Annotated in this window: 20 protein-coding genes and 2 pseudogenes; 12 read left to right on the forward strand and 10 right to left on the reverse strand. The window is 45.2% G+C overall.

Annotated features, from left to right (window positions below):
- Window positions 1-10 precede the first annotated feature (10 nt).
- The 3 genes and pseudogenes from hcp to BUA02_RS05045 all read left to right on the forward strand — a co-directional run.
- Window positions 11-1,327: pseudogene (gene hcp, locus BUA02_RS05030) on the forward strand (hydroxylamine reductase); the annotation flags it as partial.
- 143 nt (window positions 1,328-1,470) lie between these two features.
- Window positions 1,471-2,787 (forward strand): IS4 family transposase, encoded by a 1,317-nt coding sequence (locus tag BUA02_RS05035; protein WP_072701535.1) that lies wholly within the window; start codon window positions 1,471-1,473, stop codon window positions 2,785-2,787.
- Window positions 2,788-3,507: 720 nt separating this feature from the next.
- Entirely contained in the window at window positions 3,508-4,728 is a 1,221-nt protein-coding gene (locus BUA02_RS05045; protein WP_002584949.1) for an MFS transporter, read from the forward strand.
- A gap of 111 nt (window positions 4,729-4,839) precedes the next feature.
- Here BUA02_RS05045 and BUA02_RS05050 read toward each other — a convergent pair whose 3' ends face one another.
- From BUA02_RS05050 to BUA02_RS05070, 5 genes are all read right to left on the reverse strand, one after another.
- On the reverse strand, window positions 4,840-6,525 hold the full coding sequence (locus tag BUA02_RS05050; protein WP_072701539.1) for a recombinase family protein: 1,686 nt from the start codon (window positions 6,523-6,525) through the stop codon (window positions 4,840-4,842).
- Between the two features lie 88 nt (window positions 6,526-6,613).
- A complete protein-coding gene (locus BUA02_RS05055) occupies window positions 6,614-6,880 on the reverse strand; it encodes a hypothetical protein (RefSeq protein ID WP_143147383.1) in 267 nt (88 codons plus the stop codon).
- Between the two features lie 19 nt (window positions 6,881-6,899).
- Window positions 6,900-8,258 (reverse strand): relaxase/mobilization nuclease domain-containing protein, encoded by a 1,359-nt coding sequence (locus tag BUA02_RS05060; protein ID WP_072701542.1) that lies wholly within the window; start codon window positions 8,256-8,258, stop codon window positions 6,900-6,902.
- Window positions 8,259-8,263: 5 nt separating this feature from the next.
- Entirely contained in the window at window positions 8,264-8,575 is a 312-nt protein-coding gene (locus BUA02_RS05065) for a plasmid mobilization protein (RefSeq protein ID WP_072701543.1), read from the reverse strand.
- Window positions 8,576-8,980: 405 nt separating this feature from the next.
- Window positions 8,981-9,358, reverse strand: a complete 378-nt coding sequence (locus tag BUA02_RS05070) for a hypothetical protein (protein WP_072701544.1) — start codon at window positions 9,356-9,358, stop codon at window positions 8,981-8,983.
- Between the two features lie 208 nt (window positions 9,359-9,566).
- Here BUA02_RS05070 and BUA02_RS05075 point away from each other — a divergent pair, with 208 nt between their 5' ends.
- On the forward strand, window positions 9,567-9,776 hold the full coding sequence (locus BUA02_RS05075) for a DUF6061 family protein (protein WP_072701546.1): 210 nt from the start codon (window positions 9,567-9,569) through the stop codon (window positions 9,774-9,776).
- A gap of 243 nt (window positions 9,777-10,019) precedes the next feature.
- Here BUA02_RS05075 and BUA02_RS05080 read toward each other — a convergent pair.
- A pseudogene (locus BUA02_RS05080) lies at window positions 10,020-10,313 on the reverse strand (hydroxylamine reductase); the annotation flags it as partial.
- 193 nt (window positions 10,314-10,506) lie between these two features.
- On the opposite strand from BUA02_RS05080, the gene BUA02_RS05085 reads away from it, so the two are divergent.
- The 5 genes from BUA02_RS05085 (at window position 10,507) to BUA02_RS05105 (ending at window position 14,550) form a co-directional block, all read left to right on the forward strand.
- Window positions 10,507-11,826: an IS4 family transposase gene (locus BUA02_RS05085; RefSeq protein ID WP_072701548.1), complete on the forward strand. Its 1,320-nt coding sequence runs from the start codon at window positions 10,507-10,509 to the stop codon at window positions 11,824-11,826.
- A 267-nt stretch (window positions 11,827-12,093) separates the two neighbouring features.
- The gene (locus BUA02_RS05090) at window positions 12,094-12,450 is read left to right on the forward strand and encodes a helix-turn-helix domain-containing protein (protein ID WP_051212530.1); all 357 of its coding nucleotides are present in this window, start codon (window positions 12,094-12,096) and stop codon (window positions 12,448-12,450) included.
- The gene (locus tag BUA02_RS05095) at window positions 12,437-13,660 is read left to right on the forward strand and encodes a zinc ribbon domain-containing protein (protein ID WP_051212529.1); all 1,224 of its coding nucleotides are present in this window, start codon (window positions 12,437-12,439) and stop codon (window positions 13,658-13,660) included. Before BUA02_RS05090 ends, BUA02_RS05095 begins: the two co-directional genes overlap by 14 nt.
- An 18-nt stretch (window positions 13,661-13,678) precedes the next feature.
- Entirely contained in the window at window positions 13,679-14,335 is a 657-nt protein-coding gene (locus BUA02_RS05100; protein ID WP_027215719.1) for a TFIIB-type zinc ribbon-containing protein, read from the forward strand.
- Window positions 14,336-14,355: 20 nt separating this feature from the next.
- Window positions 14,356-14,550 (forward strand): hypothetical protein, encoded by a 195-nt coding sequence (locus BUA02_RS05105; RefSeq protein ID WP_027215718.1) that lies wholly within the window; start codon window positions 14,356-14,358, stop codon window positions 14,548-14,550.
- A 68-nt stretch (window positions 14,551-14,618) separates the two neighbouring features.
- Here the strand turns inward: BUA02_RS05105 and BUA02_RS05110 are convergent, their stop codons facing one another.
- The 4 genes from BUA02_RS05110 to BUA02_RS05130 form a co-directional block, all read right to left on the reverse strand.
- A complete protein-coding gene (locus BUA02_RS05110) occupies window positions 14,619-16,064 on the reverse strand; it encodes a relaxase/mobilization nuclease domain-containing protein (RefSeq protein WP_027215717.1) in 1,446 nt (481 codons plus the stop codon).
- The gene (locus tag BUA02_RS05115; protein ID WP_027215716.1) at window positions 16,013-16,357 is read right to left on the reverse strand and encodes a plasmid mobilization protein; all 345 of its coding nucleotides are present in this window, start codon (window positions 16,355-16,357) and stop codon (window positions 16,013-16,015) included. The genes BUA02_RS05110 and BUA02_RS05115 overlap by 52 nt, the downstream gene beginning before the upstream one ends.
- 448 nt (window positions 16,358-16,805) lie before the next feature.
- On the reverse strand, window positions 16,806-17,708 hold the full coding sequence (locus tag BUA02_RS05125; RefSeq protein ID WP_027215714.1) for a nucleotidyl transferase AbiEii/AbiGii toxin family protein: 903 nt from the start codon (window positions 17,706-17,708) through the stop codon (window positions 16,806-16,808).
- Window positions 17,695-18,318, reverse strand: a complete 624-nt coding sequence (locus tag BUA02_RS05130) for a DUF6088 family protein (RefSeq protein WP_027215713.1) — start codon at window positions 18,316-18,318, stop codon at window positions 17,695-17,697. Before BUA02_RS05130 ends, BUA02_RS05125 begins: the two co-directional genes overlap by 14 nt.
- 258 nt (window positions 18,319-18,576) lie before the next feature.
- Here BUA02_RS05130 and BUA02_RS05135 point away from each other — a divergent pair, with 258 nt between their 5' ends.
- The 3 genes from BUA02_RS05135 to BUA02_RS05150 all read left to right on the forward strand — a co-directional run bounded on the left by BUA02_RS05135 (window position 18,577) and on the right by BUA02_RS05150 (window position 21,657).
- Window positions 18,577-19,017 (forward strand): sigma-70 RNA polymerase sigma factor region 4 domain-containing protein, encoded by a 441-nt coding sequence (locus tag BUA02_RS05135; RefSeq protein WP_027215712.1) that lies wholly within the window; start codon window positions 18,577-18,579, stop codon window positions 19,015-19,017.
- Window positions 18,992-19,210, forward strand: a complete 219-nt coding sequence (locus BUA02_RS05140; RefSeq protein WP_027215711.1) for a helix-turn-helix domain-containing protein — start codon at window positions 18,992-18,994, stop codon at window positions 19,208-19,210. Before BUA02_RS05135 ends, BUA02_RS05140 begins: the two co-directional genes overlap by 26 nt.
- 713 nt (window positions 19,211-19,923) lie before the next feature.
- The gene (locus BUA02_RS05150; RefSeq protein ID WP_027215709.1) at window positions 19,924-21,657 is read left to right on the forward strand and encodes a recombinase family protein; all 1,734 of its coding nucleotides are present in this window, start codon (window positions 19,924-19,926) and stop codon (window positions 21,655-21,657) included.
- The last annotated feature ends 316 nt before the right edge of the window (window positions 21,658-21,973 follow it).

The following is a 21,973-nucleotide window of genomic DNA, read 5'->3' on the forward strand; positions in this document are numbered from 1 at the left end:
AGAACCCCAAATGGATCCTCAAATGTTTTGCTTTCAATGCGAACAGACCGCTGGGTGCAGCGGCTGTACCGGCAAGGCCGGTGTCTGCGGAAAAACTGCCGCTGACGCTGCGCTTCAGGATGCGCTGACCGGGGCCCTGATCGGCCTGGCCAGAGCAACAGACGGCGGCACTACCGGCTCCGCAGATGATAAGCTGGTGCAGGAAAGCCTGTTCTCCACCCTGACCAATGTGAACTTCGACGACGAGGCTCTTCGGGGTCTGATCGACCGGGTCCATGCCGAAAAGCAGCGGATGGTTCCTGACTGTGCCACCTGCGAAAATGCCTGCGGCCGTACCGCCGACTACGACATGAAGAAACTGTGGAACGCCCAGGAGGATATTCGGTCGCTGAAATCCCTGATCCTCTTCGGCATCCGGGGTATCGCCGCTTACGCCTACCACGCAAGCGTCCTGGGTTACCGGGACGAAGCCGTGAATCAGTTCCTGTACAAGGCGCTGTTTGCCCTGGGCGAGGACTGGGGGATGGAGGAGCTGCTGCCCATTATCATGGAGGCGGGCGAAAAGAACCTGACCATCATGGCATTGCTGGATCGGGCCAATACGGAAACCTACGGCACACCCGCTCCTGTTACCGTGTCTCTGACCATCGAGAAGGGCCCCTTCATCGTTATCACCGGCCACGACCTCTACGACCTGAAGTGCCTGCTGGAGCAGACGGAAGGAAAGGGCATCAACATCTACACCCACGGCGAAATGCTGTCCGCTCACGCCTATCCGGAGCTGAAGAAGTACCCCCACCTGAAGGGTAACTTCGGCACCGCATGGCAGAACCAGCAGAAGGAGTTTGCAGAGCTTCCCGCTCCCATCCTCTACACCACCAACTGCCTGATGCCGCCCAAGGCCAGCTACGCAGACCGTGTTTTTACCAGCGAGGCTGTGTCCTTTCCCAATTCCGTCCATATCGGTGAGGATCGTGACCTCACGCCCGTCATTGAAAAGGCACTGGAGCTGGGTGGTTACGCCGAAGACCGCCCCATGACAGGCATCAACGGCGGTGCCACCGTCATAACCGGCTTTGCCCGTGGCACTGTCCTGGGCGTGGCGGATAAGGTCATCGAGGCTGTGAAGGCCGGCGCCATCCGCCACTTCTTCCTGGTGGGCGGCTGTGACGGCATCCGCTCCGGCCGGGACTACTACACCGAATTCGTGAAGAAAACCCCTGCCGATACCGTCGTCCTGACCCTTGGCTGCGGCAAGTACCGCTTCAACGATCTGGATCTGGGTACCATCGGCGGTTTGCCCCGGCTGATGGATATGCAATGTCATTAAGATAAGAAAAACTGAATAAATTTAGCAGATATGTGATGCGTGTGACATATCTGCTATTTTTTTGAAAAAAACACTTGACAAATTAATCAAAAAATGTGGCGAAGCCCTTGAAATATATACTTTTTAAGGAGGCGCCCCATATGCAGTTTTCAGAAGAAGTTAAGGCTACTTTATGGAGTTTAATTGATGAAATGACTTTGGATTTAGGTAGGTTTACAGTAAATCCAGATACTGATTTTAAGAGGAAAAGAAAATGGGATTTTCAAACATTAATTAAATTTATCATTTCTATGGAAAGCCAATCACTAAAAAATGAACTTCATAAGTATTTTGGTTATACGACAGACTGTCCAACGAATGCTTCATTCAATCAAAGACGAGCTCAAATTAAATCAGAAGCATTTCAATATCTCTTTCAAAAATTTACTGCAACCTATAATACAAAGTCGAACCTTTATAAAGGATACCGATTACTGGCTTGCGATGGTTCTGATATAAACATTGCACATAATCCCAATGATGAGGAAACTTATTTTAAAGTTGGTACTGCAAAAGGTTTTAATCAGTTACACCTCAATGCAATGTTTGATTTATTAGCCCGAATATACACCGATGCTATAATTCAACCAGCGCGAAACGAAAATGAACATAAAGCTTTTTGTGATATGGTAGATAGATATGCTTCAAACGATAAGACCATCTTTATAATCGACAGAGGTTATGAATCCTATAATAATCTTGCTCATGTGTTTGAAAAAGGCGCATTTGTCTTGGTTAGAGCTAAAGATATCAATAGCAGTGGGATTCTATCTGGATTAAAACATTTGTTGCCAAACAGGAATGAATTTGATGAGGAAATAGAGATAATCCTCACTCGAAAAGGCACAAATGAGGTGATTAATCATCCTGAAATATATAAATGTTTTCATAAGAAAAATAGATTTGATTATATAGACATTGAAGATAATCCATTCTACAAAATGAAACTAAGAATTTTAAGATTTCCAATTTCGGAAACAGAGTATGAGTGCATTATAACAAACATTTCTACGAAAGACTTTTCAACCAAGGAAATCAAGGGCTTATATGCTATGAGATGGGGAATTGAAACTTCATTCAGGGAACTTAAATATGCAGTAGGGTTAACTAGTTTTCATTCTAAAAAAAGAGAATACATTATTCAGGAAATATGGGCGCGCTTGCTTTTATATAATTTTTGCGAAGTAATTACAGCCCATGTGAGCATCCAAAAATGCACTGAGAAACATACATATCAAATAAACTACACATTTGCAATTCATGTATGCAGATATTTTATAAGTAAAATGGCGGAGAAATCTCCGCCAAATGTTGAAGCTCTAATAAGTAAAGAAATCTTACCTGTACGTCCTGGACGTCACGACTCTCGCAAAGTCGATCACAAGAAAGTAGTAAGTTTTCTCTACCGCGTAGCTTAACAACAATGATACTATACTACCAAATTTGGCAGATGAAAACATCTGTCTATTTGTGCTGCACTAAAATCAAAATAAAATGTTATACTAATATATTTCTTGATAATTATTCGTTCAACATAGCCTTTTATCTATTATCTTAATGACATTGCCCGCTGGATGGGTGGACAAGGTGGCCAATCCCTAAAAGTGTTTGGCCGCACTCGTTCATTTTGGGGCCTTTCTTCTCCCAAAATTGAAATGGGCGGGAAAGCCCTAAAATGGCTTTCCCGCCTTGATTACCCATTAGCAAAGACGGGCGAGACTGTCAACGGCGGCGCTGAAAGCGCCGTTCATCTTGACCGTTGACTGGCTCGCCTGGCTTTGCTACTGCCCGTAAGAGATGGAAAAACAAGATGGAAAACAAGGTTAAAAATGGTTGACAAGTCTATCGGATGTGTGTTATACTGTGCGACAGTTTGAGATTGGAAGGAGGCTTACGTGTGTTAATTTGTGTACGCTAATAAGCAATAAAAAGTAGAAGTACCTTTCCACATGATGGTGGGCTTTTTTTGCGTGCGTATGCAAAGGAACACGTAGGTTTGACACGAGCAGTCTTTGAACTGTATCGTGGTGTTTTTTCGTGCTTTGTTGTTATGCAGGCGTCTGCCCTCTCTGTGGGACAACGCCTGCTTTTTATTGCAGAAACAAAGGAACAATGCAATAAAAAAGGAGGTTCGCATTATGACCCAAAACAACAATTCATGGAGAAAAACTTATTTTACACTTCTTGCCGGACAAGCAATATCCTTTATTAGCAGCGGTATTTTGCAAATGGCCATTATCTTTTATTTGGTTGCGAAAACTAATTCTGCAATCATATTGACGGCGGCAACACTGATTGGATTTTTGCCGCAAGCCTGTTTAGGCCCGTTTGCAGGTGCTTTTGTTGACCGGCACAGCCGTAAAAGCGTAATGATTGGTGCGGATTTGATAATTGCCGCCGCTGGCGGTATTCTGGCGCTGGTGGCGTTTTACATGGAATTGCCCGTATGGTCTATTATGGTTGTCCTGTTAATCCGAAGTGCGGGAACTGCTTTTCATTCTCCAGCATTCAGCGCAGCAACACCTATGATTGTGCCAAAAGAGGAACTTACAAAATGCGCTGGTTACACGCAGACCATGCAAGCAGTAAGTGCGATTATCAGTCCAGCTGCCGCAGCGTTTTTATATGCTGTTTGGCCTCTTAATGCAATTATATTGTTAGATATTGTGGGTGCAATCCTTGCCTGTGTGACTGTTGCGATTTCGTCCATACCAACGCCTGAACTATGTCCAGAAACGAAAAGACAACAGTTTTTACAGGATATGAAAGAGGGGTATGTGGTATTAAAGCAAAACAGGGGCCTCTTTGCTCTGCTCTGGATTGGTGTAATTTATATGTTCTTTTATATGCCAATCAGTACGCTTTTTCCTCTCATCTGTATGTCATACTTCAAAGGAACACCGGCCCATGCCTCTGCCGCTGAAATTGCTTTTGCGGTTGGTATGCTGCTTGGCGGAGTCATTCTGAGCATTTGGGGCGGTTTTAAGAAACGGCGGTACACCATCGGTCTTTCCGTTCTCCTGATGGGCGTTAGCAATATGCTCTCCGGGCTTTTGCCGCCAGACGCATTTCTTGTCTTTGTTGTGTGCTGTACTGTTATGGGAATTTCCGCTCCATTTTACGGTGTGCAAAATGCGATTTTTCAAGAAACGGTCAAACCAGAATATCTGGGGAGAGTTTTTTCTCTACTGACAAGCGCCGCTTCCCTCGCCATGCCGTTTGGCCTTGTCATTTCCGGGCCTCTGGCGGAGCGGCTGGGAGTTGAGAAATGGTTTGTCATTTGCGGAATTGGCATTATCATCGTTGCGCTTGCCGTATTTTTACTACCCGGTTTGAGAGAGATTGACAATACGCAATAATCAACTGCACCTTTTTCTATTACTAAACAAAATGCCTGGATGGTGGTTCTGAAAAACCAGAACCGCCGTTGGGCTACTCCTGATAGGGGTATCTTGAAAATGTGTCTCGGATTAGGCAGACAGTGCGATTGCACTGTCTGCCTTTTCTGTTGTTTTCGCAGTTTCTTCTTCGATGATATCTGCCGTATCCTCAGTTAAGTCGAAGTCCCGGAACTGGATGCGCACCTTCTGCGGGGAGTGCTTGGAGTATTTGACTTCCTTTTCATAGACGATGATCTTGGCGACGAAGGTATGGAGCAGTTCCGGGGTCAGCGCGTCCATGTCGGTGAAGCGCTTGGCCTTGGCGATGAAGTTCCTGGCGTTTGCGACGCTGCTCCGCAGCTTCTCCAGTCGTTCCGCCTTTTCAGGGATGGATTCGGCCAGCTGTTTCTTCTCCTCGGTGTAGGCGGCGGAGAGCATTCGGAACTGTTCGCTGGTCACCCGCCCCAGGGCACTGTCCTCGTACATCCGCTTGAACACCGTATCCAGTTCCCCGGCCCGCTTCTTCATCGCGGACAGCTCCCGTTCCACCAGCTTGATCTCTTTCGCCACCTCGGAGGACTGCTTCTGCTGAATGTATTCCGCGAACTGCTCTGGATGGCTTCTGGCGAACGCGGCGGCTCTGCGGATGGTTTCCAGTACGATCTCCGTGAGCGCGACCTCACGGATATAATGCCCTGTACAGGCTTCGGCGCCGTCTTTCTTATAGGTGCGGCAGGTGAAGTTGTTCTGTTCCGGCTTCATGGTGTGGGCGCGGTGCAGTACCATGGGCTTTCCGCAGTCGGCGCAGTACACCAGGCCGGAGAACATATCCTGCTCGTCCATGTTGGTGCGGCGGCGCTTGTGGGAACGCACCTCCTGCACGATGTCCCATGTCTCCTGGTCCACCAGGGCCTCGTGAGTGTTCTCAAATACGAGCCAATCGGACTTGGGACGCTCCCACTTCCTCTTATCCTTATAGGACTTAGAGCTGTACCGCATATTGACCGTGTGCCCAAGGTAAACCATGTTCTGAAGCATATCCGCCACCATATCACTGGTCCAGTTATACGGGTGTTCCGTGTTCAGACCGGAGTGGGAGATCCCGTACTTGGTGCAGGCGTACATGGACGGAGAGTAAATGCTTTCGTTCTTGAGCTGTTTTGCGATCTGGGACGGTCCCATGCCGCTGGCGCACATGGCGAAGATGCGTTTCACGACCATGGCCGCTTCCTCGTCTACCACAAGCGGAGATTCCTTTTCCTCTCCCTTGCGGTAACCGTAGGGAGCGCGGGTCCCGACCCGGACGCCCCGCTGCGCCTTAGCGTTTAAGACTGCCCGTACCTTGCGGCTGCAGTCCCGAACGTGCCACTCGTTGAACAGGTTTTTGAACGGCATCAGCTCGCTGCTGGTTTCGTACAGGGTGTCCACACTGTCGTTGACGGCGATGTACCGCACATTGTTGGACGGGAAGATCTCCTCAATGTAGAGCCCGGTGTGGAGCTGGTTTCTGCCCAGACGGGACAAGTCCTTGGTGATGATGACGGCCACATTGCCGTTTTCCACTTCCTCCATCATCTCCTCGAAGGCGGGACGGTTGAAGTTGGCGCCGGAGTACCCGTCGTCAATGAAGAACCGGGTGTTTGAGAAACCATTGTCATCCGCATATTTTTTGAGGATGAGTTTCTGATTCTGAATGCTGTTAGAGTCGCCCTCCAGATTATCATCACGGGAGAGACGGCAGTATAGTGCTGTGTATTTCTGGTTTGGCTGTAACATTTTGACCTCCTTCGATTGGCCAAACCGATTGAGAGATTGTAAGGATACAATACTCTCAATCGGCTCGGAAGTCTATTGGAACCCGTGATCAGGCGGAAAGATTTTTCGCGTCCTCGGTCAAGTCGATGACCTGCTTCATCAGATCGGAGAGCTTGGCCCTTCCTCTGGTGCCAAACTCAGCGCAGACAATGTACTCTCTGCCCGCGACCTGCTGGCGGCGGCTCTTGACGATCTTTCCGTCGCATTCCTCCACCAGCGTATCCTGCACCGCCTTGGCGGAGGGAATGTCCCAGTTGTCACGGTGATCCTCACCTTCAAAACAGCTTCGTTCATTGTAGTTGTAGCGATATGCCATATAGTCTCCTTCCTCATGCTCAGTACATGATCTGCTGATAAGTCTGTTCATCTTCGTGATCGTCCTCTTTCTGACCGAGGGCGATTTTCTTTTCCTTTTCTTTGCGGAGCGTTTTGCTGTCTGCGTGATGACGCATGGTGGTGCTGTCCATCACAGGTCCAGCAGACTGAGACTGCTCCAGTCTCCGCCCCAGGCCCACCACATCAGGAACAACACTGCCAGCGCCATCAAAATGGTCACCACCGTCGGCCAGTCCGATTCCGGAAGATGCAGTTTGGGCAGTCTGATGCTGGGGATGGAGAAACGCTTCTCTTTCTTCTTCCCAGCCTGTTCTGCCATCTCCTCCAGACGCTTCACCGCTTTCAGCAGTTCGTCCATCTGCGCCCGTGTCGGGAGCTGCGCCAGCGACTCGCTGATCTTCTTCTGGTGGCCGGCCTGTCTCTCCGCGTGATACCCCAGCGTGTAGAGGTACTCCACCAGATCCTCCCATTCCTCTTTCGTGGGATACGCTTCGGGCGGAGGCGTCGGCTCCTGCGCTGTCGGCTGTGGTGTAGACTGTGCCGTCTGAACGGGCTGGTTCAGTGCCATGAGCTCGTCCATGGATAATTTCTTCTCTGATCCTGAATTCATATTCCATATTCTCCTTCAGATATTTGTCCCCGAACAGCAGGCGGTCACGGCACTGCCAACCGCTGGGTGTGGTGTAGGTGATGTTTTTCCGGGACTTCTCCCAGCGGACTTTGAAACCCTCGCTCTCCATCAAGGCAATGAACTCATTCCGGCTGGAGGCGTGGCGCATACAGTCGTTGATGATATTCATGAGCTGCAGTTTTTTGCTCTGACCACGGGCCGCCGTGTGATACTCGCCAATGGTCATGGTTTTTGTTTTCTGCTTCTGCTCCCTGGGTTCGAACACAGGAAGAGAAAATTCCATGCACACCTGATCGTTGCGCTGCCGCAGTTCCTGAAGCTGCTCCTTGGCGATGTGCAGTTTACGGCCAGAGTCGAAGTTGACAGAGTTGATCAGGAAATGTGAGTGTATATGCTCACGGTCAGTGTGGGTACAAACCAGAACCTCACAGCCCTCGTAGTACTCGGCCAGCTTCAGCGCGGCGGCATGAGCGGTGGCCGGATCGACCGCTTCGTCTTTTGGGAAGCTCTGCACCATGTGGTAGAACATCACACCGTCGGTTTTGTGGTAGAGCCGCTTGGTCATCATGAACTCGGAGTAGACACTTTCCGGCTGACAGTTGATCCCTGTGACCAAGCGCTGCCCCTCGAACTGTGTTTTCTTGTCCTGCATGGTGTAGCGCATCACGGCGCCCATGCAGCCGCTGCTTTGGCCACGCTTGTAGTTGGTGAACGATACGATAGCCATTGTGTTCACCACCGCTTTCGTTCCAGGATCATCCGGACGGCATCACGCAGTTCAGAGAACACCTGAAGCACGCTGTCCAGATTGATAACAGCGACTCGTCCCATGTGCGCCAGAGTGACGAGCTGATTCAGATTTCTGCCGATGGACTTCAGCTCCTTCAGCACTTCCTTCAGCCCGTCGATGATGACGACCTGCTTACCCAGACAGCATGCAGTCACATAGTCGCTCATGGACATTCCGGAGCGCTTTGCCAATTCCTTGATGACCTCCCGGTCAGCGGAAGCCATCCGGGTACTGAATTTAATATCTTTTTTCATTTAGATCCTCCAAGTCGTAGATAAAGTGGGTCCGGGCAACTGCCCGGAAATTATGCGGAAGGCGGGCGGCGGCTGTGCCGACGACCAGACAATTGCGATGCTGGCCCTCCCAAAAGGGAGGAATTTTCGCTCTACCGCTTCCGCTCAAAATACGGGCAGGCCAGGAGCGTTACCCGGTAACTCTGTTTACAGGGATGTTTGCACCGCAGACAGATTTTGTTATAGGAAACATGCCCGCTGGGCGTACGGAAAAAGTCCCATTGACTGGTTTGCTTCATAATTTTTGATGTACCTCCACATCTTTAATTTTTAGGCGAGATCCCCCTGCTTTTCGGGGTAAATCCCGCTTCAGCGCCGTTTATTTCTCGCGGCCGGGTGGTTACGCCTCCCGCTCTGCAAAGCCGCTCAAATCGGCTCACAGGCGGGAACAGGGTCGCAAGGGTCGATTTCCGGGGCACCCTGAGAATCGTCACTATAGGCACGGCGCAGCTCGATGATTCGCTTTCCGTTGCTGCGCCGAACGGACACTAAAATACCGTTTTTGCTTAGAGCGTCAACACTTTGCAGAATCATGCGGGACACCTTCTTCGGCGTGATACCCTCCCGTCCGTCGGGGTCGATCTTCTGGGACAGCTCCGTGGGAGTGCCGATAAATTCAGAACGGGAAAGGATGTGCAGGCCCCGAGAGAGCAGAGAGTCCACCACAAAGTTCAGCGGCTGGAGCGGCTGGCTCATCAGCGTCTCGCCGTCGATGGTGTGGAAGCGTTTGTCAGATTGTTTCATTTTGATTTCCTCCTTCGTTGTTTTGGGCAAAAGAAAGCTCCCACGAAAATGTGGGAGCAGTATCCATATTGCATTTTCAACGGAGTCCCTTTGCCCTTCACTTGATGATTCTTTGGATTCTGATAAAATGAGAATGTCATAAGACAGCATCAAAATATATATAGGACAGGAGGAACAAATCAATACAACACATAAGGAGATCAGCACAATGAGGCATTTATTGAGCTGCGAATTTAATATCGATACCGCCTGTGTGGAGCTGTGCTTCGCTGACGGCAGTATGATTTCTATAGACTGCACCGCCGCCCAAAGCGAGGTGGCCGACAATATGTACCAGCGGTCAGAGCTCGACGATCTGATTTACAACGATCCGGCAGCATACCTGAAAACCGTAACAGAATATAAACCTCTGGATTGATGGCCAGAGATAAAGCAAGCCGCCTGTGCGGGCATACTAAATGCTCGTACAGGCGGCTTTTTCTCTGGTTCTATTTTTTCAATCATTCTACAATCGTAACGTTAGCCACAAATCGGTAGATGACGAACGGAACCAGCATACCCAGAGTAACTCCGGCCAGCGGGCTTCATGCAAGTGACAGAATTTAGGACAGGAAGTCTACATCCAAGACACTTTGTCTGTAACTGCTTCGAAACAGTTGCATCATCCCAGAATCGCCTTCATATCTTCGTCCGGCGTTGTGATCGGTGCAATATTGTACTGTTCCACCAGAAAGGAAAGCACATTGGGAGACACAAAGGCAGGCAGTGTGGGGCCAAGGCGGATGTTCTTGATGCCCAGGTGCAGCAATGTCAGCAGGATGCTGACGGCTTTCTGCTCGTACCAGCTCAGCACCAGAGACAGGGGCAGCTCATTGACGCCGCAGTCAAATGCATTTGCCAGAGCCACAGCCACTTGAATGGCGCTGTAGGCATCGTTGCACTGGCCCATATCCATCCAATGTCATTAAGTTAAGAGGGACTTTAAAAGATCTCTGCATCGAAAATGATGCAGGGGTCTTTTTTTCTGCAAAGAAGGGGTTGACAGCAACACCGAAAAGTGCGGCCGCTTTCGCTACTGATTGTTTTTAGAGGTAGCGAAAGCGGCCCTTGAAATTGTAAGCATATTTCTCAATTTCAAGGAGGTGCACATGAAACCACAAATAGTAAAGGATCTTTTGATGTCTCAGATCAAAACAGTTGCTACTAATGCCAAGTCTTTCTGTATCGATGCCGAGAGGAACTTCTCAAGAAAAAGAAAACTGACTATGGAAAAAGTCATTACCGGAATCATTGGTATGGGAAGTGGCAGCCTTACAAATGAATTGCTGGATCTTTTTAATGATAGTCCTGAAACTCCAACTTCGTCTGCTTTTTGCCAACAGCGCTCCAAGATTACTGTAGAGGCTTTTGAAGCAGTATTTCGACTTTTTTCCAAAAAGCTATGCGATTCTTTTGATGATGAGTTACCTGTACTGGCTGTCGATGGTTCAAAGATCCAAATCCCGACTAATCCAGATGACGTGGATTCCTTTCTGCCCGGCTCAAACGGCCAGAAACCTTATAATCTTTTGCATCTGAATGCTTTGTATAACCTCAATCATCAAATCTATCAGGATGCGATTATTCAAAAGGTTAAGTCTGCAAATGAACATTTTGCTCTTGTAGAGATGGTTGATCGTTCTTTACTGTGCAATGCTCTTTTGATGGCTGACAGAGGATATGAAAGTTACAACAACCTTGCTCACATTCAGGAAAAGGGTTGGTATTTTCTGTTTCGAATTAAAGATGGCGACTATGGCATTAAACAAGGGCTGACATTGCCAGATGAAGATTCTTATGATATCAGTTTTGAACTTAATCTCACTCGGAAGCAGACAAAAGAAGTGAAGGAATTGATAAAAGACAGAAATCATTACAGGTGTATTCCAAGTGACACGGTCTTTGATTACCTTCCGCCCAACAGTCGAAAAAGTGATCCAGTCAGATTCTATAAACTATCATTCAGGATTGTGAGATTTCCTATATCCGAGGAGACAAATGAAACAATCATAACGAATCTTCCAACAGATAAATATCCAGCAGAAGAAATAAAGAAACTGTATGCTTCACGATGGGGAATCGAAACATCTTTCAGGGATTTGAAATATACCATGGGAATGCTTGATTTTCATTCAAAAAAGGTGGAATGCATACAGCAGGAAATATATGCACATCTTATAATGTATAACTTTGCGGAAATGATTACCTCGCACGTAGTCATTAAGAAAAAGCAAAGTAGGAAATATACATATAAAGCTAACTTCTCGGTCGCTGCTCATATGTGCAGAAAGTATTACCGCGGTATTACATCGCCACCTGATTTGGAAACCATCATATCAAGAAATCTTGTACCCATTAGACCAGACCGGCATCGAGATAGATACCAGTCTGCAAGAATCTTTAGAGGTTTCCTATATAGAGTAGCATAAAGCTATGGATTTTACACGTGCTCAGCAGGCGGATTTCCATCCGTCTATTTGTTGTGTAAATAACCATTGAAAAAGAGGATGCTGGAACTGATCCAACATCCTCTTTAAAACTTTTCCCTCGTGTTACAATGCTAACTTAATGACATTGACCATTTTGGTGGGGATTTTTATTTTTAAAAGCTGTTATCATATCCACATAAAGTTGATTACGCAGCGTAAGACAAGAGTTGACAGCTAAAGCTCCTCTTTAGCAAAGGAGGTGAGGAAATGCGGGATAAGAAAAGCCTGGGATACTTTATTTCAGGCAGAAGAAAAGTCATGGGGCTAACACAAGAGGAATTAGGTAATAAAATCGGGGTTTCGAAATCTGCTATAGCCAAATGGGAGACGAATGGCGGACTTCCCGACCGAAATAATCTTAAAAAGCTCTCAGAGATAATGAATGTGTCGGTAGATGAATTATATAGAGTAATTAAGCAGGCTGATGCAAAAGACATTGATTTACAGTTGAACATCACACCGGACGTGATAGCTGCTCTTGAATCATATGGATACAAGGTGATACGACCGGATGTGAGAGACCAAGCGCATGACAAGGAGGTAAATCAACATGGGAATGATTAAGTGTACTGAATGCGGAAAAGAAATGAGCGATAAAGCATCTGTTTGTCCGAACTGTGGATGTCCGATAGAGGATATAAAGGCAAAACTCGGTGAGATTGAGGCTGAGCAAGAAGCTAAAAACAAGGCGAAGGAAGCAGAAAAACGTGCAAAGGAAGCTGCTGCAGAAGCAAAACGTCAGCGTCAAGAAGAAGCAAGAAAAGCAGTCACTCCGGCAATGAAGAAAAAGAGAATAGCAATAGGTGCAGTGATGGTTATTCTTGCCGTAGCTGTAGGAATATGCGGTTGGTATTTTGGAATAAAAATACCGCATGATCAGTCGTATCAGGCGTACCTTGTAGCCGTGCAGAATTATAGTGAAGGGATTCAACAATATAATGATGCAGTAAACCAATATAACGAGAAAGCTAAAGAGGTTATTTCAGCTAATGACGGCTTTGATGAGGTAATTGGTACGGCACAGGCACTTGTGGACTGCGGAGATACACCTTATGAGGGCGCAAAAATTACGACGCTTAGCAACAGCATAAAAGATGCCCGAAATAACAAAGTGTCTACCCCTGAGCTGAAGGAAGTTGTTGCATCGGTACAGGCAGATCCGGCTATGGAAAAGGAGAGAAAGTCCAATATAGATGCTGCTGTTTCGGCACTTGAAAGTGAATTGGAGAGTTATATAAACAATGTTGCTGTGATAAATTCCGAAAAGGATTCTCTAAGCATTCCGGATTACTCTGCCTTTATTAACACGCTTACTATACAAAGCAAGGAATTAGAGGATAGTTATGCTATTCAAAGGCAGATAACAGCACCCACCGAAGAATGGGTTATAACAAGGCTTGGCAGAGTAGCCGATGTGGCTAATATTGATCCGGTAACTGAAGAGAATGATCCGAACGGAAATCTGAACAAGCCAGGAGGATATACATCTACTGTGTATTTTGGTACTGCACTTCTTGGAACGCAGAATCTTAGTGGCAATCCGTTGATAGACGAAGGAACCGATGCTGGTGGTGCTGTAGAGACATACAGAACAGCAGAGGAAGCTGAAACACGTAATAATTACCTGGCTTCATTTGATGGAGCGGGAATGTTTTCGTCGGGGTCACATATGGTTCTTGGAACCATGGTTATACGTACATCAGATGATTTGAAGGCTTCACAGCAAGAGACACTTACGAATGCGATTATTGCTGCGATGACTTCGCTCAACTGACATATGGAGGTGTAAGCGATGGCAATTCAGTTTGTTTCAGTAAGGTGTCCGGATTGTGGAGCGGAACTTTCGATAGAAAATGGACGGGAGCAGGCGTTTTGTTCATATTGTGGCGCAAAGGTACTCGTTCATAATGACAACGAACATATATACCGCAATATCGACGAAGCTAGAATCAAAGAAGCGGAGAATGAGCGTATCCTTCGACTAAGGGAGTTGGAATTAGAGGAAAAGGAGAATTCCAGGAGTAGAAAATCGCTCTTTATAGCTTATGGCGTGGCTTTGGGATTTGTCTTGATAGGTGCACTTATATGTATAGCTGAACCATTGGCAGGCATGTGGGGTATTATCATCGGTGGATACATAGGACTTTTTACTTTCATAAAAAGTGATGAGAAGAAAAAGAAGCAGAAAAAATATGTAAGCCCCAATGAGGCGGTTATTACAGATTCCATGATTGGATGTGAAGAGAAGAACTATAACAGTGTTGTTATGTTGTTTAGGGGCGCAGGCTTTACCAATGTGACAGCTGTACCTTTGAATGACCTAAATATACTGTCTCAGCGAAAAAATGGACAGGTTGAGGCAGTAACGATTAATGGAAACGGTGATTTTGATGAAGGTGATGTATATCCCAGGGAAGCAAATATTCTTATAACTTATCATTCAAGGTAGTAGAGAGGAGGAGCGATAAGATGAGCTTATTACCACAGATATTTAATTCAAAATTAGGTAAACTGTTATCTTCTCCAGGAGATAAATTCTCGGCGGAGATTACTAAAACGGGTAGGCAGGTTGTAAAGATAACCACAGATGAGATCAGACGATCAGCAGTAAGGTATCCGAATACCGGAACGGTTGTTGAAACAATCGTACATAAAATAAAGTAGCATAGCAGTGCGATAACATGAAAAGATCTAATCCCCGATTCTCCGGTGATATATTTGGAGATAGGGGACTATTCTTCTCTGGATTGTTTTTGAGAGTTAATGTGTTCTTGTTTTTCTTGAGGGTCATGCCCAAGGTACTGCTCTACATTAGCCATTTTTTGTTGGAGAGTTTTTGCGTCGTTTTCTGCTGATTTATATGTTTTCTCAAGTACGGATTTACGAGCCTGCATAGCATCATAGTCAGAGCGTATCTCTGCCGGATTAACGGATTTTGGGTCAAGCCCCATCTTCCGAAGCATACGTTCAGCACCATCATATAAGATGAGCTGTGTTTCGTGCATACGGAGGTATCTGTCCGGATCCTTGGACTTCTTATATTTTTCTTGAAAAGGTTTATTGTCTCTGTACTGTTCCGCATATAGAAGCAGTTCGGAGACTTTTTTCATTTGATGCTCCAGCTCTACAAGCTCGGTACGGGCGGACTTTGCCTCGGTTGTTTTTTTATCAATCTGCTTCTGAAGCTCAGAAAGATTATCTGCGGCTGCATAGCTGGCAGCGGCAGTTTTGAGGTTTTTGACAGAAGCCCAGTGCTGCAGACCGGGGCTGTTCTGAAATTTTTCTCCAGAGGTATCTATGAGCGTTCTGCTTGCACTGGTACGGGTGAGGATATCCTTCTTTGGTATCTTGATCCGTGATTTCTGCTTTGGAGCTTCTGTGGTGTTTGGCTCCTGTACAGTTTGCTCTTTATTCTGCCATTTCTCCGGATTTTCAATTCTGTCTTTGATTTCTTCTTTTGTATATCCTGCTCCAAAATTGCGGAAACTGCCACGCACAGGTCGCTCTTGTCCTGGGGCAGTGAATTTTATGTATTTTGCGTGAGGATCGCCGATTTTATCGCCGGTGACGGTATAGCCTTTTTCTTTGATTAGGCGCAAAAAGTCCTCGTAGGATTTGGCGATTCTAATGCATTCGTCGATATCTTCCTGAAGCCGTTTTTTCCATGATGTGCCTTCCTGTTCAGCTTTCCACTGAATATATTTTTTACCTTTTCTGCCACTTGGCTCAATGATGGAAAGGCTGTGTTCTTTGCATAATTCATCGCTAAGTTGCCTGATGTGATAATAGCTTTTCTTGCAGGCATTGTATTTTTTGTGATCTATGTTATCGGCGGCGCAAAATATAATGTGATTATGTGGGTGACCTTTATCTGTATGGGTTGCGACAACATAGGAGTATTTGCCACCGAGCAGTTTGTCTGCGAGTTCGATCCCGATACGATGTGCTTCTTCATGAGAAACCTCGCCTTTTGCAAAAGACTGGATCAGATGATAAGCCTGATTTTTGTCAGATTGCTTTGTTCGGGAAAGAGCATAGTCAAAGTCATGCCTGGCTGTTTCGGGACTACAGCCAAATGAATCAACGAGCAGTTGCTGCTCGGTCTTATCCGGATTGCAAATATAAGCTACAGCTTTTGTAACGGTACTTTTGATAGCATGGATTCGTGTGTATGCCATATCTTATCCATCAACTCCTTTATCTCATTTAGATCTTCTTCGTAAGCGTTCCCGGTTTTCATAATCCGCTCTCTGATCATGTTTATGTTTCTGCCGAGGGCGGCTATCTGGTAGTTGTATTCCTTCAGTCCGTTATAGTCGATGTCATAGACATAACCGTATAGGATCAGGTGGCGGATATACTCAGATATATTCCGCATTTTGGATTCTTTGATTTTCTCATCGAGGACATATTTTTCATTTTCGCTCAGATACACCTGGATGGGTATCTTGCGATCACGTTCTTTGCTCATATAGGGCACTTCCTTTCAAAATTGCCGTATCCGGCGTGTTTGATTTTTGGCAGAAATGCTCTTTTTTCGGAAAGGGAAAAGGATGCAGTTCTGCATTAACGGGGGTCAGGGGGAGTATCCCCTTGCAAGCTCATTTGCTGTCATTTTGCCGGCAGGGAAAATGGTCAGTAAATGTGGATGTGTCATGACACATCCAATGCTTGGTATTCTTCTTGCAAATCGGTTCCGATTTGCGGGTTCAGACCGCCATAGGGCGGTTCGCTTTGAACCCATAACGCCGTATCCGGCGATTGCCTTTATGCTTTTGTACTGTGGGGAATAAAGAGAAAATAAAAAACTGCCACAGTACGGCGCACGGATAGCGCCGGTATCTTTAGCAGTTTTGGTGTTTTATGAGCCATATCATATCAGAGTGCGAAATGACTGGCAATAGATTTACGAAAATATATCAGAAGAGCTTTTCTGCGATTTCTCTCAGAGTGAGAGAAGTCTGCTCATAGGTCACATCATCGGAGATCAGCGTTCTGGTGATGTTATCGTAGTCGCTCTTATAGAATTCTTTATCAAGGAACTCCGTTATGAGCGATTTTATATCTACGCCTTCTTTTGCGGAAGGGCAGATAGGAAGCTTTGAACGATGCTCACGAACCTGTTGTATAAGTCCCATAAATGAATCATCCACAGTAATGGTCGGATAGAGCATATGGAGATCATACAGGTGTCTTGAAAAACGTTTCGTTTTATCTTCCATGTAATAATCGCAGAGGGCATAAATCTTATCAATGAATGTCCTGCTGACTGACTGCACTTTCATCGAAAACGGTTCAAGCCCGTAATCTGAGATGATGTCTGATGCAGAGTCTTTTATTGCTCCATAGATAATCGAGTCAACATCCCTTTCTTCGGTCGGGAAGGAATAGGAGACAAGGGCGGTTTCAAGTTTTACTCCGGGCATGATGCCTTCCACCGGGTAGTCGTTTGCAGGTTGATAGCCAAAGAGGTAATAGTTGTAATCTTTATCGCTCTCGATACTGTCCCAGTTCTCAATGGGCATACCCAGCTCATCACTGATCGGTTTGAGGATATTGTATTTGAGTTTCTTTCTCCGGGATTCTCCGATATGTTCAGAGAAGGTGATATCAATATCTTCGGAAAACCTGTTGATAAGGTGGAAACACTTCGATAATGAGGTTCCCCCTTTGAAAACTATATCAGGATTGCTCTTTGCCAACAGTTTTAAGATCATGGTAACGTAGTAATCCTTTTCAATGATGGATTCTGCGATGCCGGTCTGTGCGTTGGCTTCTGTTATGACCTCTGTAAAGAGATCCTTATCATTATGCAAGTACATGGTCTAACCTCATTTCATAATAATACCGGAAGGTTGAATCCGGATATCGTCTTATATATTGGTCAACATCGTCTCTTGTAATATGGTTCGCAAGAGAATATTTTTTTAATTTTTCCCTCGCTTCATCATAATCGCTGTCAAGGTAAGAGTCCAGATTTTTTAATAATTCCAAAAGCTGAAGAACCTTAACATTATCATCGGAGATGGGAACATTGGTCTTTCTGACAATAAAGGACTGCTTGCCGATCAGCACTTCCCTTACGATGGCGGCTATGTTGTTGCTGACGATTTCCTTCTTCATAGGTACCTGCAAGGACAGTCCGATGATGTTGGCAAAGGTGCTGCCGGAATAATAACCGTCAGTCTTACCACCACGGGAGATATATTTGTACCTTGCTACCGTTTCGGGAGTCGGGCCGGCGGATGAGCTGAAGCGGGTTTTCTTCGGAATATAATAAATCCCTTTCTCATATCGCACAATCTTACCTGCGTCTGCAAGTGTCTTGATCTGCTGGCGGAAGTTATCCCTTCGCATTCCTTCTATATGAATATCATCGAGGAAGATAGGCTCCCCGTCATCGTAATGTTCTTTCAAATATTCAAAAAGCATAGTCTGCTCCTTATAAAATCACGCTATATAATATATAATATGATACATAGTGAATTATAAGGCATAAAAAATCGCAAGTCAACCCCTTATGACTGGTTTTTTATGGCTTTTTTACGGCTATTTCAGGGGAGGTGATGCCTATCGGAATAAAAAAATAAAAATTTTTTTATTTTATCCGTGATGTTTTGGCATATCAAAACACAGTAAAGGAGTGTAAGGATGTTTTGAAAGTTCCTTGCGAAGAGGAGGAACTTTTGAATGAACGAATCTGAAAAGCGGGAGGTGGAGGAAGACTTCTGGAAATTTATGAGAGACTCCATCTGGTACTGTGCAAGGAACGTGACAAGAAGTGCCAGTGCTGCGGAAAGAAGAAACAGCGGCATTTCACTTGAATCTCTCAGTGAAGGAAGCTTAAGAGACTATATCGCAGTGGAAAACAGTCACGAACTGGGGGAAGAAATTGAGATGATTATCAGAAATATACGCTTCGCAATTAAAAGCGACGGCTTTGGCGATGTTTTTGATAATCTGACGGAAAGGGAAAAAGAGGCACTCATTTTATTTGTAGGCTTTGGCTACGATTTTGATTCGATTGGAAAACTCCTGGGGATCACTCCTGAACGAGCAAGGGACTACAAATATAACGGGCTGAAGAAAGCGAGGGCTAAGAAGAATGGAAGAAGAAAAAATCATAATTGATTACGACATGATCATTGCTGCCAAGAGTGGAAGTATGCAGGCTCTCGGATACATACTCGATCGTCACAGCGACTATATAAACAGAGTGGTGTATCATATAGCACCTTGGCTTAACAAGCAGTGTCGAGAAGAATGCAGCCAGGAAATCATGATGGCTCTTATGCGGCTCATCAGAGAGAAATACAGAGTATAACAATAAAACGGAACTTTCTGGCATTCTTACACCTTTTATTTGTCATTCTCATAAAGTCCATAAGAGTTAAGTGTTTTAGCAGGCATGGTGTCTCTTATAGGCTTTTCGGGCTGACAAGTCCGATGTAAGAATTGCCACCACTACGGTGGGAGTGAACCTTGAAAACAGAATATGGTCATTCTGCAAGACGTATGGAATGTGGAGCTTGCTAAGTGGATGGTGCGATGATCTGCGGTTATATTGCAGCGAGCGTTATCTGTTCTGGCTAACGACAGTAAGGGCTGTCGCGGCGATGATACTTCCAGTGATAATGATACATTTTCCCGAGGGAAACCAATTAGCGAAGGTGGTGCAACGCCAATGTGGGTTACGAACCTGGTAACTACTTGCAGGATTTTTTTGAATGTCTGTGGGCAAAAGCCTATCTGTGAATCAGACAGTTTTTTGCCTGCAGATATTAATTAATGGAGAGATGAGAAGTGGAGGTGGTCGCTATAGATAATAAGAAGCTATTACGTTATAGCATTCAACTGTCTATGCTAAAACAGCTCCTTATCAAACACCTGATTGATGATAGGGAATATAAAAGAATATTAGTGGTACTTATGCGAGATTATGGCGTAATATCTGATCTTAAAACTTGACTTATCTACCGTATTATTTTATATTTATCATAGTACATTACGATAGTGATACAAAAATGAGAGGTGGATATGGAAGTTGAAGTTATAAAAGCAAAGACAAACTTTGACAATTCTGCGGCGGTAGGCAGAAAAGACCGCCTCAGAGTAGCTGCGTATTGTCGAGTAAGTACTGCGGATGAAGAGCAGATCAAGAGTTATGACTCTATGGTTAAGTATTATACTGATTTAATAAAGAAGAATCCCGATTGGAAATTTGTTGAAGTATATGCTGACAAGGCTTCTACCGGAACCAAAGCAGAGACGAGAGAGAACTTCCAAAGGCTTATAGCAGACTGCATGGCTGGTAAGATCGACATGGTTATTGCAAAGAGTCTTTCGAGGTTTGCAAGGAACACACTGGATACCCTAAAGTATGTGAGGCAGCTCCGAACAAAGAATGTTGCTATTTATTTTGAGGTTGAGAAGATTAACACTATCAAGGATGGAGAATTCCTTCTTACCATTCTAAGTTCTGTGGCACAGCAGGAAGTAGAGAACACTTCTGCATATGTAAAAAAGGGTCTTAAGATGAAGATGAAGCGGGGTGAGCTTGTAGGATTTCAGGGCTGCCTTGGCTATAAGTATGATATAGAGACCAAAACGATATCGGTAGATGAAACAGAAGCCGAAACTGTCAGATATATGTTTGAAAGATATGTGGCAGGAGCCGGAAGCACGATGATTGCCAGAGAGCTTAATGAGCAAGGCATCATGACTATACGGGGTAATCCTTGGACATCTTCAAGCGTCATGGGGGTTATCAATAATGAAAAGTATACAGGTGACATTCTGTTAGGAAAGACATTTACTGTTGATCCTATAACTAAGAGAAGGCTTGATAATCTTGGAGAGGAAGATCGCTTTTTTATAAAAAATCATCATGAGCCAATTATCTCACATGAGACGTTTGAAAAAGCACAGGCTCTGAGAGAAAGGCGTAATGGTGGAAGACAGCACCATGTTGAGATTGGCAAGAGAGAAAAGTACAGTAGAATGTTTGCGTTTAGCTCTCTTATAGAATGTGGTTTTTGCGGTGGTCATCTCACAAGAAGAAAATGGCACAGCTCATCCAAGTATAAAAAGACTATTTGGCAGTGTGTTACATCTACGAAGGGTGGCAAAAAGCTATGTCCCGATTCAAAAGGTATTCCGGAACAGGTCATAGAGGAAGCATTTATAGAATCATATAGACTTTTGTGTTCAGATAATCAGGAAGTAATGAATGAGTTTCTGAGTAGGATAGAGAAGACTCTTGGAGATGATGCCAACGAGAAGAACTATCAGAAGGCTAAGAAAGAGGTCAAGCAATACAAAGAAAAAAGAAAAAAACTTCTTGATAAATATGTTGATGACGGGATAGATAAAGAAACCTATATGTCAATGGATGCTGAATATGAGGTTAAATATGCAGAAGCACAGTCTCAGCTTGAATACTATGAAAAGCAGGTACAGGGAGACGATAGTCTTCGCAAGAGAATAGAAGGCTTCAGAAAGACTCTTACTCAGAATCAGGTTCTTGAAGAATTTGATAGAGCGGTTTTTGAAAGTATTGTTGAAAAAGTCATTGTCGGAGGGTACGACGATGACGGAAATGCAGATCCCTATAAGGTCACTTTTATATACAAAACCGGATTCAAGGATAGCTTCGATCATGCTAAAACAAAGTTTGGTCCGAAGAGTAAAAAGAGCGACGAAAATGTGTCCTCAAATAGTAGTGTACATCAGGAAAATCAGTGCTCAAATCATAGTGTAGACACATGTTGAGACCGTTGTTCTTCTCACAAAGTGCTGATGCACTTTGCGAGAAGATTACAACGGTCCATGCGATAGATGTCCAAGAATCGGAGCCGAAGGCGAACGATGATTGGAGACATCGAACCGCTTAAACAGTCGTTCTCTTAACGAGAACGACCTGAAAGGGCGTTGGAGTTAAGAGACGACTGTTGTTCTAGCGAGCACGAAGTGCGAGAGCAGAACTTCCTTGTGAAATAGTGGTGGGACAAAACTAAATATCTATGGCTTAACGGCGCGGTTTGTAGCTGACAAGAAAGTTTGGACAGCTGATCAAATCGGGCCGTTT

Origin of the sequence: Butyrivibrio hungatei DSM 14810 (assembly GCF_900143205.1) — a bacterium.
Classification (GTDB): domain Bacteria; phylum Bacillota; class Clostridia; order Lachnospirales; family Lachnospiraceae; genus Butyrivibrio; species Butyrivibrio hungatei.

Bases quoted from the DNA above. Each gene is read 5' to 3' on its own strand.
- BUA02_RS05035 (WP_072701535.1), top strand. From the start codon at position 1,471: ATGCAGTTTTCAGAAGAAGTTAAGGCTACTTTATGGAGTTTAATTGAT.
- BUA02_RS05045 (WP_002584949.1), top strand. From the start codon at position 3,508: ATGACCCAAAACAACAATTCATGGAGAAAAACTTATTTTACACTTCTT.
- BUA02_RS05050 (WP_072701539.1), bottom strand. From the start codon at position 6,525: ATGTTACAGCCAAACCAGAAATACACAGCACTATACTGCCGTCTCTCC.
- BUA02_RS05055 (WP_143147383.1), bottom strand. From the start codon at position 6,880: ATGGCATATCGCTACAACTACAATGAACGAAGCTGTTTTGAAGGTGAG.
- BUA02_RS05060 (WP_072701542.1), bottom strand. From the start codon at position 8,258: ATGGCTATCGTATCGTTCACCAACTACAAGCGTGGCCAAAGCAGCGGC.
- BUA02_RS05065 (WP_072701543.1), bottom strand. From the start codon at position 8,575: ATGAAAAAAGATATTAAATTCAGTACCCGGATGGCTTCCGCTGACCGG.
- BUA02_RS05070 (WP_072701544.1), bottom strand. From the start codon at position 9,358: ATGAAACAATCTGACAAACGCTTCCACACCATCGACGGCGAGACGCTG.
- BUA02_RS05075 (WP_072701546.1), top strand. From the start codon at position 9,567: ATGAGGCATTTATTGAGCTGCGAATTTAATATCGATACCGCCTGTGTG.
- BUA02_RS05085 (WP_072701548.1), top strand. From the start codon at position 10,507: ATGAAACCACAAATAGTAAAGGATCTTTTGATGTCTCAGATCAAAACA.
- BUA02_RS05090 (WP_051212530.1), top strand. From the start codon at position 12,094: ATGCGGGATAAGAAAAGCCTGGGATACTTTATTTCAGGCAGAAGAAAA.
- BUA02_RS05095 (WP_051212529.1), top strand. From the start codon at position 12,437: ATGGGAATGATTAAGTGTACTGAATGCGGAAAAGAAATGAGCGATAAA.
- BUA02_RS05100 (WP_027215719.1), top strand. From the start codon at position 13,679: ATGGCAATTCAGTTTGTTTCAGTAAGGTGTCCGGATTGTGGAGCGGAA.
- BUA02_RS05105 (WP_027215718.1), top strand. From the start codon at position 14,356: ATGAGCTTATTACCACAGATATTTAATTCAAAATTAGGTAAACTGTTA.
- BUA02_RS05110 (WP_027215717.1), bottom strand. From the start codon at position 16,064: ATGGCATACACACGAATCCATGCTATCAAAAGTACCGTTACAAAAGCT.
- BUA02_RS05115 (WP_027215716.1), bottom strand. From the start codon at position 16,357: ATGAGCAAAGAACGTGATCGCAAGATACCCATCCAGGTGTATCTGAGC.
- BUA02_RS05125 (WP_027215714.1), bottom strand. From the start codon at position 17,708: ATGTACTTGCATAATGATAAGGATCTCTTTACAGAGGTCATAACAGAA.
- BUA02_RS05130 (WP_027215713.1), bottom strand. From the start codon at position 18,318: ATGCTTTTTGAATATTTGAAAGAACATTACGATGACGGGGAGCCTATC.
- BUA02_RS05135 (WP_027215712.1), top strand. From the start codon at position 18,577: ATGAACGAATCTGAAAAGCGGGAGGTGGAGGAAGACTTCTGGAAATTT.
- BUA02_RS05140 (WP_027215711.1), top strand. From the start codon at position 18,992: ATGGAAGAAGAAAAAATCATAATTGATTACGACATGATCATTGCTGCC.
- BUA02_RS05150 (WP_027215709.1), top strand. From the start codon at position 19,924: ATGGAAGTTGAAGTTATAAAAGCAAAGACAAACTTTGACAATTCTGCG.